The following is a 16,972-nucleotide window of genomic DNA, read 5'->3' as shown; positions in this document are numbered from 1 at the left end:
GTCTGACTTTATAATAGAAGAAAGAAAAGACCGATTTTCGGTCTTTTTTTTCTTTTATGATATAGAAAGTCATGTTAGAATGTAGTTGAAAACATGAAGGTTCGAAAGAATTACAACCTGAATTTTCGTTTTTTCTGAATAAATAAGAAAAAACTGTTGGGAATCGATGTAATTCGTTCAGAAAAGGGGGATTTTGGTGGATCATTTAAAACGTCAAGATGAAAAGGTATTTGCTGCAATTGAGGCAGAACTAGGAAGACAGCGTTCAAAGATTGAGTTAATTGCTTCGGAAAACTTCGTAAGTGAAGCAGTAATGGAGGCACAAGGTTCTGTTTTAACGAATAAGTATGCTGAAGGATATCCTGGAAAACGTTACTATGGTGGCTGTGAACACGTAGACGTAGTAGAAGATATCGCACGTGATCGCGTGAAAGAAATTTTCGGCGCAGAGCACGTAAATGTTCAACCACACTCTGGTGCACAAGCGAACATGGCAGTATACTTCACGATTTTAGAGCAAGGCGATACAGTACTTGGTATGAACTTATCTCATGGTGGTCACTTAACACACGGAAGCCCTGTTAACTTCAGTGGAGTACAATATAATTTCGTAGAATATGGCGTGGATGCTGACTCTCACCGTATTAATTACGATGATGTATTAGCAAAAGCGAAAGAACATAAACCAAAATTAATCGTTGCAGGTGCAAGTGCATACCCTCGTGTTATCGATTTCAAGCGATTCCGTGAGATTGCAGATGAAGTGGGCGCTTATTTAATGGTTGATATGGCACATATCGCAGGTTTAGTAGCTGCTGGTTTACATCCAAATCCAGTACCACATGCACATTTCGTTACAACGACAACACATAAAACGTTACGTGGTCCGCGTGGTGGTATGATTTTATGTGAAGAGCAATTTGCAAAACAAATTGATAAATCAATCTTCCCTGGTATTCAAGGTGGTCCACTTATGCACGTAATCGCTGCAAAAGCTGTTGCATTTGGTGAAGCACTTCAAGATGATTTCAAAACATATGCACAAAATATCATTAACAATGCGAACCGCTTAGCTGAAGGTCTTCAAAAAGAAGGACTTACACTTGTTTCTGGCGGAACAGACAATCACTTAATCTTGATTGATGTTCGTAACTTAGAAATCACAGGTAAAGTAGCAGAGCACGTATTAGATGAAGTTGGTATTACAGTGAACAAAAATACAATTCCATTTGAAACAGCAAGCCCATTTGTAACAAGTGGTGTACGTATCGGTACAGCAGCTGTAACATCTCGTGGTTTTGGTTTAGAAGAAATGGATGAAATTGCGTCACTTATTGCTTATACATTAAAAAATCATGAAAATGAAGCTGCATTAGAAGAAGCACGTAAGCGTGTAGAAGCGTTAACTAGCAAATTCCCAATGTATCCAAATCTATAATAGATTGAAGAAGACTGCCGAGACTTAATTGTTTTGGCGGTCTTTTTTTTTGGACATATATTATTTTTAAAGTATGTATACAAATGATGAATAAATTTTGGCGATATAATGAAGGATACAGCTCCCATAATTGGTAAAGATACTAGATAGATTCATTGTAAAATCATGATTTTGCCAAATTTGCCCTTGAATATTAGTAGCGTTTTCTTTACAATCGTAAATAGTGTAAAAAAGCGTGCAAACGCATGAATATCATCTAAAGGAGAGATTCACATGGGAAAACTGTATGTATTTGATCACCCGTTAATTCAACATAAGATTACATATATTCGCGATAAGAATACAGGTACGAAAGATTTTCGTGAATTAGTGGACGAAGTAGCAAGCTTAATGGCTTTCGAAATTACTCGCGACCTTCCACTTAAGGACATTGAAATTGAAACACCTGTAAGCAAAGCGACAACAAAAGTGATCGCTGGTAAAAAACTTGGTTTAATTCCGATTTTACGTGCAGGTTTAGGAATGGTTGATGGAATTCTGAAATTAATTCCAGCAGCAAAAGTAGGACACGTTGGTTTATACCGTGACCCTAAAACATTGCAACCGGTAGAATACTATGTGAAACTTCCAACGGATGTAGAAGAGCGTGACTTTATCGTACTAGATCCGATGCTAGCAACAGGTGGTTCTGCGGCTGAAGCAATTAACTCTCTGAAAAAGCGCGGTGCGAAACAAATTAAATTAATGTGTATCGTTGCAGCTCCAGAAGGGGTAAAAGTAGTACAAGAAGAACATCCTGATGTTGATATTTATGTAGCAGCATTAGATGAGAAATTAAATGACCACGGATATGTAGTACCAGGTCTTGGTGATGCTGGTGACCGTTTATTCGGAACGAAGTAAGACAACTGACGAGCAGGGGAGATTCCCCAGCTCGTCTTTTTTGCTGTAAGCAAGTAGGGGAGGGGGAGAGGATAAATATACATCGTATATACAACATAAGTTGCATACACCTCACATATAATATAGAAGTCTTACGTCTGAGGAACACTATATTATGGAAGAAAAGCGTTATATCTCGAAAATATAATAGTGACAAACTTGTGAACATTTCCTTCTATTATAAAGAGAAAACTGTTAGAAATTGCATATATGTAACCAGTATTTAGAAGGGGAACGTTTTCATTTTTGGGAGGAAATGCCTAATACTCAAATTTTTAGATTTTTTACGATTTCTCGTTGACACTGTTAATACCCTATTGTATGCTAACAACGGGGATAGATGGTAGGGCTTTCAGTGACAAAATTACATCTATTCCGTGACGAAAATGTAAACTTTTTGTTTTGTATAGGATTTATGCAAAAAAATGAGTTATTATTAACACATCGTGAATGAGGGTTACATATTGGAGGGATGAATCCTTGCAAAAAAACGATCGCAGCCATATAAAAGCTTATGCTTTAATGTCAGGTATTCTTGCTCAATTAGTCGGTTCTATTCTTGTTGGAATCTTTGGTGGGCAGTGGATTGATAATAAGGTTGGAACGTTTCCGTTGTTTCTTATTATAGGGTTATTACTCGGACTAGGAACAGGGGTATACGCAATGATTCGACTCATTCGACATTACTATTCGGGAGAGCAATGATGATAGACGTACATGGACTTGTCCAAAGACAAAAGAAATATATGTACTACTTGCTTGCGCTTCTAGTGCTAGGATGGGGATTTACCTCTTACAAGGATGTATTTCTTGGACTGATTATCGGTACGATTTTCAGTTTTCTTAGTTTGCGCATCATTGCACGTAGAACAGACAAGCTGCTAGATCGCGTAACAAATGGAGAAAACGTGAAGTTCAAGGCAACAGCGGTAAGTACATATTCAAGATTCGCCACGATTGGGTTATTAATTTTATTTGCAGCCAAATATCAAGAGTTAATCGCGATGTGGGGCCTAGGTGTAGGATTGCTGACAGGATACCTTGTCATGATCATAGATTTTCTTTATTTAGAGTATAAGAGCAGGGAAGAGAGGTGAATTACTAGTGGAACACGGTAAATTAGTTGAATTTCTAGGTTTAACGTTCGATTTGTCATCAGTTATGATGGTTACTGTAGCAGCAGTTATTGTTTTCTTAATCGCTGTTATCGGAACTCGCAGCTTAGCTCTGCGCCCAACCGGGATGCAAAACTTCATGGAATGGGTGTTTGACTTCGTGAAAGGGATTATCAATAGTACGATGGACTGGAAAACAGGTGGACGTTTCTTAACGCTTGGCGTTACGCTTATCATGTTTATCATCGTATCGAACTTCCTTGGTTTACCATTCATGTATTCAGCAACTGAAGCTGGCGAACATATTGCATGGTGGAGATCACCAACGTCTGATCCAGCAGTTACATTAACATTAGCCGTGATGGTAGTTACCCTCACCCATTATTATGGAATTAAGATGAAGGGTACGAAAGAGTACGTAAAAGGTTATTTCCAACCTATGAAATTCTTATTCCCATTAAAGGTTATTGAGGAGTTTGCTAACACATTAACGTTAGGTCTTCGTTTATTTGGTAACATTTATGCAGGTGAGATCTTATTAGGATTACTTGCTAAGTTGGGCGGAGCATCAGTCCTTGGGGCATTAGGTGCGCTTGTACCAATGTTAGCATGGATGGGATTCAGTGTATTCGTTGGATCAATCCAAGCATTTATTTTCGTTATGTTAACGATGGTTTATATGGCTCATAAAGTAAGCCATGACCATTAATATAATTTAAGTAAGAAAAAATTTATTTTTTTATAATACAAAGGAGGACAAATTAAATGAGTTTAGGTGTAATCGCAGCTGCAATTGCAATTGGTTTATCAGCATTAGGTGCAGGTATTGGTAACGGTCTTATCGTATCACGTACAATCGAAGGTGTTGCTCGTCAACCAGAATTAAAAGGCGCACTTCAAACAATTATGTTCATCGGGGTTGCTTTAGTTGAGGCACTTCCAATCATCGGTGTAGTTATTGCATTCATCGTAATGAACAAATAAGGGAGACTCCCCTTACATAGATGGCGAAGAGTGTTTTTCCGAACTTTCTTCGCCATTGCTTTATGAACGAAACGTATGTCTTTTTTTTTCATATGATCAATTTAGATATTTTGAAGGGAGTGAATCCTTGTGCCAACTTTATTATTAGGAGCTTCCATTCCATTTGGAACGATTGCTTATACATTGTTCATTTTCTTACTTCTATTAGTAATGCTACGCAAATTTGCGTGGGGTCCTTTAATGGGAATTATGAAAGAACGTGAAGAGCACGTTGCTAATGAAATCGACGCTGCAGAAAGAAATAATGCTGAAGCGAAGAAATTAGTAGAAGAACAACGTGAGATGTTAAAACAATCGCGTGTTGAAGCACAAGAGTTAATCGAAAGAGCGAAAAAGCAAGCTGTAGATCAAAAGGATGTTATTGTTGCTGCTGCGAAAGAAGAAGCAGAATCAATTAAAGCATCTGCTGTACAAGAAATTCAACGCGAAAAAGAGCAAGCAATTGCTGCTTTACAAGAACAAGTCGCTTCTTTATCTGTTCAAATTGCTTCTAAAGTAATTGAAAAAGAATTAAAAGAAGAAGATCAAGTGAAGTTAATTCGCGATTATATTAAAGAAGTAGGAGAAGCGCGATGAGCAATGGGATTGTAGCAAAACGTTATGCTGTCGCTCTTTTTAAAATTGCAAAAGAAAAACACGTATTAGAAATGTTTGAAGAGGAATTACGCCTTGTACAAAACGTTTATGTAAAGAACGGAGAACTACATAGCTTTTTAACGCAACCGAACATTTCAAAGGAACAAAAGAAAACGTTTCTTGCAAACGTATTCGGATCTGTTTCTGAATCTATTTTAAATACGTTATATATTTTAATTGATAACAAACGCATTGATATCTTACCTGAAATTGCAGATGAATATGTTGTTCTTGCTAATGAAGAACGTAACGTAGCGGATGCAACTGTATATTCTACTCGTCTTCTATCAGAAGAAGAGAAGCTTAACATTGCTGAAGCATTTGCAAAGAGAACGGGAAAAGATGCAATTCGCGTGAAAAATGTTGTAGATGAAGATTTACTAGGCGGAATTAAAGTACGTATTGGAAATCGCATTTATGACGGAAGTTTACAAGGAAAATTAGCACGTATTCAGCGTGAATTAATGAAGAATAGATAGGGGTGAAGCACATGAGCATCAGAGCTGAAGAAATTAGCGCACTGATAAAGCAACAAATCGAGAACTATCAGTCTGAAATCGAAGTTAGTGATGTTGGTACAGTTATCCAAGTTGGTGACGGTATCGCGCGTGCTCATGGTCTTGATAACGTTATGGCTGGTGAACTTGTAGAGTTCTCTAACGGCGTTATGGGACTAGCACAAAACTTAGAGGAAAACAACGTAGGTATTATCATTTTAGGACCTTACACAGAAATCCGTGAAGGTGACGAAGTTCGTCGTACTGGTCGCATCATGCAAGTACCAGTAGGAAAAGAACTAATTGGTCGTGTTGTAAACCCATTAGGTCAACCAGTTGATGGTTTAGGCCCAATCAATACAACAAACACTCGTCCAATCGAAAGTCCAGCACCAGGTGTAATGGATCGTAAATCTGTTCATGAGCCACTTCAAACAGGTATTAAAGCGATCGATGCTCTTGTACCAATTGGCCGTGGTCAACGTGAGTTAATCATTGGTGACCGTCAAACTGGTAAAACAGCAGTTGCACTTGATACAATCATTAACCAAAAAGATGAAGACATGATTTGTATCTACGTAGCAATTGGACAAAAAGAATCAACTGTACGTAACGTAGTAGAAACACTACGTAAGCACGGTGCATTAGAATACACAATCGTTGTAACTGCATCTGCTTCTCAACCAGCTCCATTACTATACCTAGCTCCTTATGCTGGTGTAACAATGGGTGAAGAGTTCATGTACAATGGTAAACACGTATTAGTAGTATATGATGACTTATCAAAACAAGCAGCGGCTTACCGTGAGCTGTCATTACTATTACGTCGTCCTCCAGGTCGTGAAGCTTACCCAGGGGATGTATTCTACTTACATTCTCGCTTATTAGAGCGTGCAGCAAAATTAAGTGATGCAAAAGGCGGCGGTTCTTTAACTGCACTACCTTTCATCGAAACACAAGCAGGGGACGTATCAGCATACATCCCAACAAACGTAATTTCTATTACGGATGGACAAATCTTCTTACAATCTGACCTATTCTTCTCTGGCGTACGTCCAGCGATCGATGCGGGTACTTCTGTATCTCGTGTAGGTGGATCTGCTCAGATTAAAGCAATGAGTAAAGTATCAGGTACACTTCGTCTTGACCTTGCATCTTACCGTGAGTTAGAAGCGTTCGCTCAGTTCGGTTCTGACCTTGATAAAGCAACTCAAGCGAAATTAAACCGTGGTGCTCGTACTGTTGAGGTATTAAAACAAGGATTACACAAACCGTTACGTGTAGAGAAACAAGTTATCATTCTTTACGCTTTAACACGTGGATTCCTAGATGATATCCCAGTAGTAGATATCACTCGTTTTGAAGAAGAATTCCATGCTTGGTTAGATTCTAATGCGACTGACTTATTAGAAGAAATCCGCACAACTAAGAAACTTGCGGATGACGACAAATTTGCAGCAGCAATCAATGGATTTAAAAAAGTATTCGTAGCTTCTGAATAATAAAAGCTCCAGCGGCTCATTCAAGCCGCTGGAGCTAGATAGTATATATAAAAGGCATCTCGGGCTCTGAGATTGCTAAAGGTCATGTAAAGGAAAAGAGTAGGTGCACCTATTCTTTTCCTTCAATCATGGGCAAGAATATCTTGCAACGTAGATTAGGAAGAGGATTCTTACTAATCGTGCCAACTTCCGGAAAAAAGGTGGTGAAAACCTGTGGCATCTTTACGCGATATAAAAGCGAAGATTAACTCGACAAAGAAAACGAGTCAAATTACGAAAGCGATGGAGATGGTATCTGCATCTAAGTTAAACCGTGCAGAGCAAAATGCTAAATCTTTCGTTCCGTATATGGAAAAGATTCAAGAAGTAGTAGCGAGCATTGCGCAAGGAAGCAAAGGGATTAATCATCCAATGCTAAATGCGCGTCCTGTAAAGCGTACAGGATACATCGTTATTACGTCTGATCGCGGACTAGCAGGTGGTTATAACAGTAACGTATTACGTACAGTAAGTAACGTAATTCGTGAACGTCATAATATGGATTCAAACCAATATTCTATTATTGTGCTTGGACGACTAGGACGTGATTATTTAAAACGTCGCGGCTTTAACATTATTGATGAAGTAGTTGGATTATCTGACCACCCATCATTTACTGATATTAAAGACCTTGCTTCTCGAGCAATTGCGATGTTCGCAGATGGTGCTTATGATGAGCTGTACATTTACTACAACCATTACGTAAGTAAAATTTCACAAGAGGTAACGGAAAATAAAATTTTACCGCTTACTGATGTGGCGTCTGACAAACCGACGACAGCTTATGAATTCGAACCTTCTGAAGAAGAAATTTTAAAAGTACTATTGCCACAATACGCAGAAAGCTTAGTGTACGGTGCATTACTAGACGGTAAAGCAAGTGAGCACGCAGCGCGTATGACAGCAATGAAGAGTGCTACAGACAACGCAATGGAAGTTATCGATTCACTTACACTTTCATTCAACCGTGCGCGTCAGGCAGCGATTACGCAAGAAATTACGGAAATCGTTGGTGGAGCAGCAGCGTTAGAATAGTATTAAAAAGCGGAAGCGGTTCGTTCAGAATGAGAGGGGGATGGAGCCTTTTGACGTAGAGGCGATTTGTGCCTCGTAGGAAAAAGCGAAGCCACCGAACATTCTAACCGCTGGAGCTGGATTCAATAAAAAGCGGAAGCGGCTCTTTCAGGAGAGTCGCGTAAGCTAAACTAATAAAAAATTAAAAGCTAACTTCTCTGATAGAGGTAGCTAATTAAAAGAAAGCTAGGAGGGAACCCGATGAATAAAGGGCGCGTTACGCAAATCATGGGTCCGGTTGTAGACGTTAAGTTTGATGGCGGAAAGCTACCAGAAATCTACAATGCCCTTACGGTAAAACAAAGCAACGAAAACGGAAGCATGAACTTAACATTTGAAGTTGCACTTCATTTAGGTGATGATACAGTTCGTACAGTTGCGATGTCTTCCACAGATGGACTTGTTCGTGGCACAGAAGTAGAAGATACTGGTAAAGCAATCTCTGTACCAGTTGGTGATGCAACACTTGGACGTGTATTCAACGTATTAGGTGATGCAATTGACTTAGATGGTGAACTTCCTGCGGATGTACACCGTGATCCAATTCACCGTCAAGCACCTGCATTCGAAGAATTATCTACTAAAGTAGAAATTCTTGAAACTGGTATTAAAGTAGTAGACTTACTTGCTCCTTACATTAAGGGTGGTAAGATCGGCCTATTCGGTGGTGCCGGCGTAGGTAAAACAGTATTAATTCAGGAGTTAATCAATAACATCGCACAAGAGCACGGTGGTATCTCTGTATTCGCTGGTGTAGGTGAGCGTACTCGTGAGGGTAATGACTTATACCACGAAATGAGCGATTCTGGCGTAATCAAGAAAACTGCGATGGTATTCGGACAAATGAACGAGCCACCTGGAGCACGTCAACGTGTTGCATTAACAGGTTTAACAATGGCTGAGCATTTCCGTGATGAGCAAGGACAAGACGTACTTCTGTTCATCGATAACATCTTCCGTTTCACGCAAGCGGGTTCTGAAGTATCTGCCCTTCTTGGTCGTATGCCATCTGCGGTAGGTTACCAACCAACACTTGCAACAGAAATGGGTCAATTACAAGAGCGTATTACATCTACAAATAAAGGGTCTATCACGTCTATCCAAGCGGTATATGTACCAGCCGATGACTATACTGACCCAGCACCAGCTACAACGTTCGCTCACTTAGATGCAACAACAAACTTAGAGCGTCGTTTAACGCAAATGGGTATTTACCCAGCCGTAGATCCATTAGCATCTACATCTCGTGCACTTTCTCCAGAAATCGTAGGAGAAGAGCATTATGAAGTAGCTCGTCAAGTACAGCAAACTTTACAACGTTATAAAGAACTTCAAGATATCATCGCTATCTTAGGTATGGATGAGTTATCTGAAGAAGATAAGTTAGTTGTACATCGTGCTCGTCGTATTCAATTCTTCTTATCTCAAAACTTCCACGTAGCTGAGCAGTTTACAGGTCAAAAAGGTTCTTACGTACCTGTAAAGAATACAGTTAGTGGTTTCAAAGAAATTCTAGAAGGAAAATATGATGACCTTCCAGAAGATGCATTCCGCTTAGTAGGTGGCATTGAAGAAGTTATTGAAAACGCGAAGAAAATGATGGCGTAAGGCCTTAGGAGGGACGAAGTATGAAGACATTTCCAGTCAGTATTGTAACTCCTGATGGACCGGTTTACGAAAAAGAAGTAGAAATGGTAAGTGTAAAAGCAGAGAGTGGGGAAATGGGGATCTTACCAGGTCACATTCCAACTGTTGCACCATTAAAAATTAGTGCAGTTCGTCTGAAAAATGGTGGACACACTGATTATGTAGCAGTAAGTGGTGGCTTTATCGAAGTTCGTCCAGATAAAGTGACTGTATTATCATCATCTGCTGAAGAAGCAAACCATATCGATATCCATCGCGCAAATGAAGCGAAGCGTCGCGCTGAGCAACGTCTGCAAGATAAACAAGCACATGTTGACTTTAAACGTGCAGAAATGGCATTACAACGTGCCGTGAACCGTTTAAACGTTTCCGATATGAAGTAAAAAAATCCGTAAGGGCTTTGCCTTTACGGATTTTTTTGTGTGTATTTTATGGATAATTTTACAAAAATGGTATAATTATATTGATGCTTGTATAAGTAGAAGTGTACAACAATTTATATTTCATAAAGGGGATGGATCAATGATTGGTGAAATGAAGCGAGAAGCATTGTACTCTTTAAAGGGAAAATGGGGACTAGGTGTTGGATCAACAATTTTATATTTTATTTTAAGTTATGTCGTTTCGATGGCTGCAATGCTTATACTGTTAATTCCAGGAATTATTATATTTCTCTCAGTTGCAGGCTTAACTGGATCATTTGAAGAGGAAACGATGTCAATTGGAGCAGGTATTACCTTTGGAATTTTTTATTGCATTATGATAATTTTGAGTAACGCATCGTATGGGATTACGTCATATGGTTATACAAATGTATTTTTACAGATTAGTAAACGAGAAGATGCTAAAGTAGATTACTTATTCGAAGGATTTCGTGGCTTTAAAAGAATGATGAAAACAATGTGGGCAATGCTTGCGATTTTGTTATATACAGGTACATGGATTCCGATGCTGTTAATAGGCTTATTTGCATTGTTAGGTGAAGAAGGGAATACGTCATTTGCAATAGCTTTCTTCGTACTATTAGCAATTTCAATTGTTGGTATGATTGTGATGTATTTTTCTTATGCACTGACGTACTATGTGATGATTGAAAATCCAGAATATAGTGTTTCGCAGGCGATGAAGGAAAGTAAGAATCTTATGAAGGGTCATAAGTTAGATTTGTTTCTTTTATGGCTGAGCTTCATAGGATGGGCTATTTTAGCGCTGCTTACTTTTGGAATAGGATTTCTTTGGCTTAGTCCGTATATGAGTACGACGACAGCACACTTTTATCGCTACATTTCAAAAGGTGAATTTCAATAGGAACATGCTATACTAATAGAATTATTGTGTATAGGAGGCGAGGCTACGCATGATTAGTGATTTAAAAGGAGAAGCACTAGATTCATTAGAAGGGAAATGGGGATTAGCTGTTGGAGCTACACTACTCATTTCAATTCTTATCACGGCTTTTAGTTTTAGTGTTGATTGGGGATTTTCTTTAATTTTCGGTTGGCAAAAAACAAATGGTTCACTTTCAACGAATATTCTTTCATTTTTTGTTACTGGACCGTTAACTTTAGGTGGATATTACCTTGGTTTAAATATCCTTCGTGAAAAGCAAGCTAGTATTGGTAATGTATTTATTTGGTTTTCAGAGGGAAAGAGATTTCTAAAATCATTTTTATTATATTTATTAGTAAATCTTTATCTTTTCTTATGGACGTTATTGTTCATTATTCCAGGTATTATTAAATCATTTTCTTATGCGATGACATACTTTATTATAAACGATCATCCTGAGTATTCACTGAACCAAGCTATTACAGAAAGTCGTCGTATGATGGATGGACATAAGATGGAGTATTTCATTTTATGTTTAAGTTTTATTGGCTGGTTTATATTAAGTTGTATTACGTTAGGGATTGGATTCTTATGGTTAATTCCATATTTCTATACGACATCTGCAGCTTTTTACGAAGAGATTGCAGAAGAATATTATGAGAAAAAAATTTAGCACTATAAAACCCCCAGTATGAATTATTTGTTCATACTGGGGGTTTTTTGTAGAAATTTTATAAATTGATTACTAGTAAGTGGTTTACTGAAATAGTAACCTTGCATATATTTACAGTTATGTTTTTGCAGAAACTTAAGTTGTTTTTCGGTTTCAATTCCTTCGGCAACGACTGAAAGATTTAAAGTATTTGCGAGGGAAAGTATTGTAGAAACGATGGCTCGTTCTTCAGGACGATGATCAGCTAATTGTGTAAATTCTCTCGGTACTTTTAATGTGTCGATTGGAAAAATTGATAAATAAGCAAGAGAAGAATACCCAGTACCGAAGTCATCAATGGAAGTTTGGATACCGTACTCTTTTAATTGCTTCAGTCTCAATAATGTTTCTTTCTCGTCAATCATTGCAATTCTTTCTGTTAACTCAAGTGTTACATATTTTGGATCGACTTGCACGTCGTTTAATATTTGTGAAATGTTTTCGATTAATTGATCTTGCCGGAATTCTTTTGCGGATAAATTAACACTTATTTTTAAATTTTGGTAGCCAAAGGTATGCCATATTTTTAATTGGAGACAAGCTTCTTGTAATACCCAATGTCCAAGTGGGACTACTTGTGGCGTCTCTTCTACAATTGGAATAAACTCACATGGTGAAATGTCACCTAATAGTGGGTGTTTCCAACGTATTAAAGCTTCAGCACCGATAATTTTATTTGTTGTCGTATCAATTTGTGGTTGATAAACGAGATAAAATTCTTTGTTTACTAAAGCGATTGGCAAATCTTTTTCAATTCGAGCTTTTCGTTCCATTTTTTTATATAGTTCTTTCGTGTAAAGAGAGCTACCGTTTTTTCCTTTATTCTTTGCTTCGTACATGGCCATATCAGCATGCTGCAAAATGGATAGCGCATCTTCACCTGCTTCAGGATATATTGCAATTCCGATACTCGGTGAGATTTGTAAATGTTGATTTTCGATTTCAAATGGCTCATTCATGGCCGCTACAATCCTATCAGCTATTTTTTGGACATCTGGCTTTTTTTTGTAATTCTCGATAAGGATTGTGAACTCATCCCCAGCTAGCCGCGCGAGTTTCATATTTGATGTTGCTATTCTTTCGAGCCTTTTTGCTACTGCGATGAGCAATAGGTCTCCTACTCGATGACCGAGGGTATCATTAATAACTTTAAAACGGTCTAGGTCGAGAAACATAACAGCAAAAGGCTTTTTCGATATTTTTGCTCGCGCAATTGCCTGTTCTAAATGTTGATGAAATGCACGACGATTTGCAAGCTCTGTTAAAGTATCATGGTATGCTAGGAAGTTGATTTGTTCTTGTTGTTGTTTGCTTTCTGTAATATCTTTAATCATTAAATAAACCCCAGAAATTTTCTCCTTTAAAAAGATCGGTACGGCGGTAACGTGCAAGTAGTAAATATCTCTGTTTTTATGGTAAGCCCGTATTTCTAAAGAAATAGAATATCCCTTTTTCACGCGATGAAAGGCGTTAATCATTTCTTCTAAATCTTCTTCGTATATGAGTGAGTAGTAAGGCTGGTTTAATAATTCATTCGTTTGATACCCGAGTAAAGTAGTACCAGCGTTATTTACTTTGAGAAAATTACCGTACAAATCTAATGTGAAAATTGGATCGGGATGATGCTCGTATAAAGATTTAAACATTTGTTGATTATGATAGAGTTCATTTTTCTGTTCTACTAAATCTTCTGTACGTAGTTTAATTTGTTTCTCGAGTTCTGAGTTGAATTGCATTTGAGCGATCAATAATATTTTATTTTGTTTTCGAACTAAACTATGACGTATGAGAACGAAAGAAAAAGTTATTATAAGTCCGATTACTATAATAGGCGCAAAAACGTATTCAACTAATATAAAAACAATAAGCATTACTACCGAAATATACGGTAATGATAATCGGATTGATTCGCCAATTTTAGGTGTTAGTAGTACTTGTTCTTGTTTTTCAGGCTTTTTTGTATGGAGAATACAGGCGATTGCTACTAGTACTAAGGTTACTTGATAGAAAGGCGTAACTGTAAACATAGAATACTCTGGTATGAAGTATTTTATATAAGCATAAATCGCATCTGTAGTAGCATATAAAATTAAAGCACTGCCAAGAAGTGCACCGACCTTTTTAGGTAATAAGGATAGTGGTTTGAATAAAAGGTTGATTCCTATTAAGAGAAAGAGTAAATCAGCCATTGGATAGGTAAGTTGAACAAATATGTCGATATAGGATGTTGTAAAGATATGAATAGTTCGTTCAATAAGTAAGTAGTAACTTAAAGTAAATTGGGCTGTAACGATAATACAAATATCACATAGCATAAAAAGTTTTTCTAATAAATCTCGGTTATAAATGATTTCGTATAGAAAGGCAAACGTAAAGCTAACTAAAAAAAGTAAGTAAAAAAAGTCAGATGGATCAACGAACGTATAGAAGTCCTTTACAATTAAACGCTGATAGGCAACGACTATATCACCGATAAAATAAGAGAGAGCTCCAACAGATAATATGATCCAAAATAAACGAGATAGCCCTTCTTTCATGTTTGAAAAATAAAGTATATAACTACAAGCGATAATATCAATTAATAGGGTGCTCGTTCCGATTAATAGCTGAAAAGGAAATGAGTATTCATATACAAAAGGCATTGCTACATAGTGAAGCGTTATAGACAGCAATACAATGCTTATAAGAATACTTACATGTGTTTGTTTTTTCATTTATATCACCTACGGTTTCTTGAAAAGCATATATAAGTTTTATATTTATTTTGCACAATTATAGCAAGTTGTAAAGATAGATTTTAATAATTCTTGTTTCTGTCTCCCAACATATCGACATAGGAATTTGAAGTTTGCTATAATGATTAGAATAGTTGCATTATTTAGAAAAATTTAAAAATAATAATTACTGCAACTAGGACATATTGTTTACTATGTGAACTTGTTCTTAATTTAGGGGGGAGGGTTTCACAATGGCAAGTGTATATGAAAATAGTTATATGATCGTTTTGATTTTCTTGCTATTAGGTATATTGCTGCCGGTAGTGGCTCTTACATTAGGAAGGATGCTGCGCCCAAATAAACCAAGTGCAGCAAAGGCGACGACGTATGAGAGTGGAATTGAGCCTTTTCATGATGCAAATATTCGGTTTCATGCTCGTTATTATATTTTCGCTTTATTGTTTGTGATCTTTGATGTAGAAACTTTATTTTTATATCCTTGGGCTGTTGCGTATGACAAGCTAGGTTTATTTGCATTAATTGAAATGCTCATCTTTGTTGTAATGTTGCTAGTTGGATTAGCGTATGCTTGGAAAAAGAAGGTGTTACAATGGTTATAAATTTTGAGGAATTACATCCAAATGAGCGAGCAGAATTAGAACGAAATATCTTTTTTTCTACATTGGAACAGTTGAAAGGATGGGCGAGGAGCAACTCTTTATGGCCGATGACATTCGGACTGGCATGCTGTGCAATTGAAATGATGGGGGTAGGCTCATCACATTACGATTTAGATCGATTTGGGTCATTTTTTCGAACTTCACCAAGGCAATCGGACGTCATGATTGTATCGGGAACAGTAACGAAGAAGATGGCTCCTATTGTTCGGCGTTTATATGATCAAATGCCCGAACCAAAATGGGTTATTGCGATGGGATCTTGTGCGACAGCAGGTGGTCCGTATGTAAATTCATATGCTGTTGTGAAAGGTGTAGACCAAATCGTACCAGTTGATGTGTATATTCCTGGTTGTCCCCCAAATCCAGCTGCTTTAATCTATGGGATTAATAAATTAAAAGAGAAAATTCGTTACGAGGCAAAGACCGGAAAGCAGGTGACGAATAAATGAGTAATCCAAATAAAGATTTAGAGGATCTGAAAAAAGAAGCAGCTAGGCGTGCGAAAGAAGAAGCGAGAAAACGCCTTGTAGCGAAACACGAGGCGGAAATAAGTGAACTTGAGGAGGAAGATCAAGAAAAAGAGAAAGCGCTACCAAAAAATGATGATATTACTATAGAAGAAGCAAAACGACGTGCAGCAGCAGCTGCAAAGGCAAAAGCGGCGGCGTTAGCGAAACAGAAAAGAGAAGGAACCGAAGAAGTAACGGAAGAAGAAAAAGCGAAAGCCAAGGCGAAGGCAGCAGCAGCTGCAAAGGCAAAAGCGGCGGCGTTAGCGAAACAGAAAAGAGAAGGAACCGAAGAAGTAACGGAAGAAGAAAAAGCGAAAGCCAAGGCGAAGGCAGCAGCAACGGCAAAAGCAAAAGCGGCAGCATTAGCGAAGCAAAAAAGAGAAGGAATCGAAGAAGTAACGGAAGAAGAAAAAGCGAAAGCCAAGGCGAAGGCAGCAGCAGCTGCAAAGGCAAAAGCGGCAGCGTTAGCGAAGCAGAAAAGAGAAGGGACAGAAGAAGTAACGGAAGAAGAAAAAGCGAAAGCCAAGGCGAAGGCAGCAGCAGCGGCTGCAAGAGCGAAGACAAAGGGAGCTGAAGGTAAGAAAGAGGATGAGCCGAAGCAGGAAGAACCGTCCGTAAATCAGCCGTATTTAAATCAGTATGTTGAGGCTATTAGGGAGAAGTTAGGAGAGGGTGCATTAGTAGATTCCTACATTAATAAACTGTCAAAGGATGTGCCAACTCTTGTGGTGGATCCCGAAAAGTATTATGAAGTGATGGAGTCACTGCGATTCCATGAGGGACTTGCTTTTGATTATATGTCAGAGCTACATGCGACGGATTTTGTGACACATATGGAAGTGTATGTTCATTTGTTTTCATATGGCAAGAAACAATCGGTAGCGGTGAAGGTAAAGCTAGACCGGGAAGCGCCGCAAGTCGAATCTGTGACAGCGCTTTGGAAAGGAGCTGACTGGCCGGAGCGAGAAGCATACGATTTGCTCGGCATTGTATTTAAAGGGCATCCGAATTTAACGCGTATTTTAATGCCAGATGATTGGGTAGGATATCCGCTTAGAAAAGACTATGAACCGTATGATGTGGAGGTGTAG

The 16,972-nt window shown here is 38.1% G+C and carries 19 protein-coding genes; 18 read left to right on the top strand and 1 reads right to left on the bottom strand.

Annotated elements, in window-relative coordinates:
- Nucleotides 1–196: 196 nt before the first annotated feature.
- The 15 genes from glyA (at nucleotide 197) to MHH55_RS27235 (ending at nucleotide 11,936) form a co-directional block, all read left to right on the top strand.
- A complete protein-coding gene (gene glyA / locus MHH55_RS27305; protein ID WP_000349805.1) occupies nucleotides 197–1,438 on the top strand; it encodes a serine hydroxymethyltransferase in 1,242 nt (413 codons plus the stop codon).
- A gap of 273 nt (nucleotides 1,439–1,711) precedes the next feature.
- Complete coding sequence (upp, locus tag MHH55_RS27300) at nucleotides 1,712–2,341, top strand: uracil phosphoribosyltransferase (RefSeq protein ID WP_000517539.1); 630 nt, start codon at nucleotides 1,712–1,714, stop codon at nucleotides 2,339–2,341.
- A gap of 379 nt (nucleotides 2,342–2,720) precedes the next feature.
- Complete coding sequence (locus MHH55_RS27295) at nucleotides 2,721–2,834, top strand: DUF4024 domain-containing protein (protein WP_000232962.1); 114 nt, start codon at nucleotides 2,721–2,723, stop codon at nucleotides 2,832–2,834.
- 26 nt (nucleotides 2,835–2,860) lie between these two features.
- The gene (locus MHH55_RS27290) at nucleotides 2,861–3,085 is read left to right on the top strand and encodes an AtpZ/AtpI family protein (protein ID WP_001171223.1); all 225 of its coding nucleotides are present in this window, start codon (nucleotides 2,861–2,863) and stop codon (nucleotides 3,083–3,085) included.
- The gene (locus MHH55_RS27285) at nucleotides 3,085–3,477 is read left to right on the top strand and encodes an ATP synthase subunit I (RefSeq protein ID WP_000567600.1); all 393 of its coding nucleotides are present in this window, start codon (nucleotides 3,085–3,087) and stop codon (nucleotides 3,475–3,477) included. The genes MHH55_RS27290 and MHH55_RS27285 overlap by 1 nt, the downstream gene beginning before the upstream one ends.
- Before the next feature lie 7 nt (nucleotides 3,478–3,484).
- Nucleotides 3,485–4,204 (top strand): F0F1 ATP synthase subunit A, encoded by a 720-nt coding sequence (gene atpB / locus MHH55_RS27280; RefSeq protein WP_000399871.1) that lies wholly within the window; start codon nucleotides 3,485–3,487, stop codon nucleotides 4,202–4,204.
- A gap of 56 nt (nucleotides 4,205–4,260) precedes the next feature.
- Complete coding sequence (gene atpE, locus MHH55_RS27275; RefSeq protein ID WP_000052064.1) at nucleotides 4,261–4,479, top strand: F0F1 ATP synthase subunit C; 219 nt, start codon at nucleotides 4,261–4,263, stop codon at nucleotides 4,477–4,479.
- Nucleotides 4,480–4,608: 129 nt separating this feature from the next.
- Nucleotides 4,609–5,115, top strand: coding sequence for a F0F1 ATP synthase subunit B (gene atpF / locus MHH55_RS27270; RefSeq protein ID WP_001142624.1), 507 nt, complete (start codon nucleotides 4,609–4,611; stop codon nucleotides 5,113–5,115).
- Entirely contained in the window at nucleotides 5,112–5,654 is a 543-nt protein-coding gene (gene atpH, locus MHH55_RS27265) for a F0F1 ATP synthase subunit delta (protein ID WP_000064683.1), read from the top strand. Before atpF ends, atpH begins: the two co-directional genes overlap by 4 nt.
- An 11-nt stretch (nucleotides 5,655–5,665) precedes the next feature.
- Complete coding sequence (gene atpA, locus MHH55_RS27260; protein ID WP_000027518.1) at nucleotides 5,666–7,174, top strand: F0F1 ATP synthase subunit alpha; 1,509 nt, start codon at nucleotides 5,666–5,668, stop codon at nucleotides 7,172–7,174.
- Between the two features lie 213 nt (nucleotides 7,175–7,387).
- Nucleotides 7,388–8,248, top strand: coding sequence for a F0F1 ATP synthase subunit gamma (atpG, locus tag MHH55_RS27255; RefSeq protein ID WP_000157696.1), 861 nt, complete (start codon nucleotides 7,388–7,390; stop codon nucleotides 8,246–8,248).
- 240 nt (nucleotides 8,249–8,488) lie between these two features.
- Nucleotides 8,489–9,895, top strand: coding sequence for a F0F1 ATP synthase subunit beta (gene atpD / locus MHH55_RS27250; RefSeq protein WP_001032595.1), 1,407 nt, complete (start codon nucleotides 8,489–8,491; stop codon nucleotides 9,893–9,895).
- 20 nt (nucleotides 9,896–9,915) lie between these two features.
- Nucleotides 9,916–10,317, top strand: a complete 402-nt coding sequence (gene atpC, locus MHH55_RS27245; protein ID WP_000847211.1) for a F0F1 ATP synthase subunit epsilon — start codon at nucleotides 9,916–9,918, stop codon at nucleotides 10,315–10,317.
- A 139-nt stretch (nucleotides 10,318–10,456) separates the two neighbouring features.
- Nucleotides 10,457–11,242 carry a DUF975 family protein gene (locus tag MHH55_RS27240; RefSeq protein ID WP_000578827.1) on the top strand — a complete coding sequence of 262 codons (786 nt, stop codon included), beginning with the start codon at nucleotides 10,457–10,459 and terminating at the stop codon, nucleotides 11,240–11,242.
- Between the two features lie 49 nt (nucleotides 11,243–11,291).
- A complete protein-coding gene (locus MHH55_RS27235; RefSeq protein WP_000622462.1) occupies nucleotides 11,292–11,936 on the top strand; it encodes a DUF975 family protein in 645 nt (214 codons plus the stop codon).
- Nucleotides 11,937–11,959: 23 nt separating this feature from the next.
- Here the strand turns inward: MHH55_RS27235 and MHH55_RS27230 are convergent, their stop codons facing one another.
- On the bottom strand, nucleotides 11,960–14,689 hold the full coding sequence (locus MHH55_RS27230; RefSeq protein ID WP_000745011.1) for an EAL domain-containing protein: 2,730 nt from the start codon (nucleotides 14,687–14,689) through the stop codon (nucleotides 11,960–11,962).
- 254 nt (nucleotides 14,690–14,943) lie between these two features.
- Between MHH55_RS27230 and nuoA the strand changes: the two genes are divergently transcribed.
- Genes nuoA through MHH55_RS27215 form a run of 3 tightly spaced genes read left to right on the top strand, consistent with a single transcriptional unit; the run spans nucleotide 14,944 to nucleotide 16,972 of the window.
- Nucleotides 14,944–15,312 carry an NADH-quinone oxidoreductase subunit NuoA gene (nuoA, locus tag MHH55_RS27225; RefSeq protein ID WP_000179273.1) on the top strand — a complete coding sequence of 123 codons (369 nt, stop codon included), beginning with the start codon at nucleotides 14,944–14,946 and terminating at the stop codon, nucleotides 15,310–15,312.
- Nucleotides 15,303–15,821 carry an NADH-quinone oxidoreductase subunit NuoB gene (gene nuoB / locus MHH55_RS27220; protein WP_000236331.1) on the top strand — a complete coding sequence of 173 codons (519 nt, stop codon included), beginning with the start codon at nucleotides 15,303–15,305 and terminating at the stop codon, nucleotides 15,819–15,821. Before nuoA ends, nuoB begins: the two co-directional genes overlap by 10 nt.
- The gene (locus tag MHH55_RS27215) at nucleotides 15,818–16,972 is read left to right on the top strand and encodes an NADH-quinone oxidoreductase subunit C (protein WP_078186267.1); all 1,155 of its coding nucleotides are present in this window, start codon (nucleotides 15,818–15,820) and stop codon (nucleotides 16,970–16,972) included. The genes nuoB and MHH55_RS27215 overlap by 4 nt, the downstream gene beginning before the upstream one ends.

It is taken from the genome of Bacillus sp. FSL K6-2944 (assembly GCF_038005385.1).
Taxonomy (GTDB): domain Bacteria; phylum Bacillota; class Bacilli; order Bacillales; family Bacillaceae_G; genus Bacillus_A; species Bacillus_A cereus.
The sequence above is the reverse complement of the archived record's forward strand: the minus strand, read 5'-3'. Positions and strand labels throughout refer to the sequence as shown.

Coding starts and splice junctions, on each gene's coding strand:
- nuoA (WP_000179273.1), top strand. CDS start 14,944: ATGGCAAGTGTATATGAAAATAGTTATATGATCGTTTTGATTTTCTTG.
- atpH (WP_000064683.1), top strand. CDS start 5,112: ATGAGCAATGGGATTGTAGCAAAACGTTATGCTGTCGCTCTTTTTAAA.
- MHH55_RS27295 (WP_000232962.1), top strand. CDS start 2,721: ATGGTAGGGCTTTCAGTGACAAAATTACATCTATTCCGTGACGAAAAT.
- MHH55_RS27240 (WP_000578827.1), top strand. CDS start 10,457: ATGATTGGTGAAATGAAGCGAGAAGCATTGTACTCTTTAAAGGGAAAA.
- MHH55_RS27215 (WP_078186267.1), top strand. CDS start 15,818: ATGAGTAATCCAAATAAAGATTTAGAGGATCTGAAAAAAGAAGCAGCT.
- upp (WP_000517539.1), top strand. CDS start 1,712: ATGGGAAAACTGTATGTATTTGATCACCCGTTAATTCAACATAAGATT.
- atpD (WP_001032595.1), top strand. CDS start 8,489: ATGAATAAAGGGCGCGTTACGCAAATCATGGGTCCGGTTGTAGACGTT.
- atpA (WP_000027518.1), top strand. CDS start 5,666: ATGAGCATCAGAGCTGAAGAAATTAGCGCACTGATAAAGCAACAAATC.
- atpE (WP_000052064.1), top strand. CDS start 4,261: ATGAGTTTAGGTGTAATCGCAGCTGCAATTGCAATTGGTTTATCAGCA.
- MHH55_RS27235 (WP_000622462.1), top strand. CDS start 11,292: ATGATTAGTGATTTAAAAGGAGAAGCACTAGATTCATTAGAAGGGAAA.
- MHH55_RS27230 (WP_000745011.1), bottom strand. CDS start 14,689: ATGAAAAAACAAACACATGTAAGTATTCTTATAAGCATTGTATTGCTG.
- nuoB (WP_000236331.1), top strand. CDS start 15,303: ATGGTTATAAATTTTGAGGAATTACATCCAAATGAGCGAGCAGAATTA.
- MHH55_RS27285 (WP_000567600.1), top strand. CDS start 3,085: ATGATAGACGTACATGGACTTGTCCAAAGACAAAAGAAATATATGTAC.
- atpC (WP_000847211.1), top strand. CDS start 9,916: ATGAAGACATTTCCAGTCAGTATTGTAACTCCTGATGGACCGGTTTAC.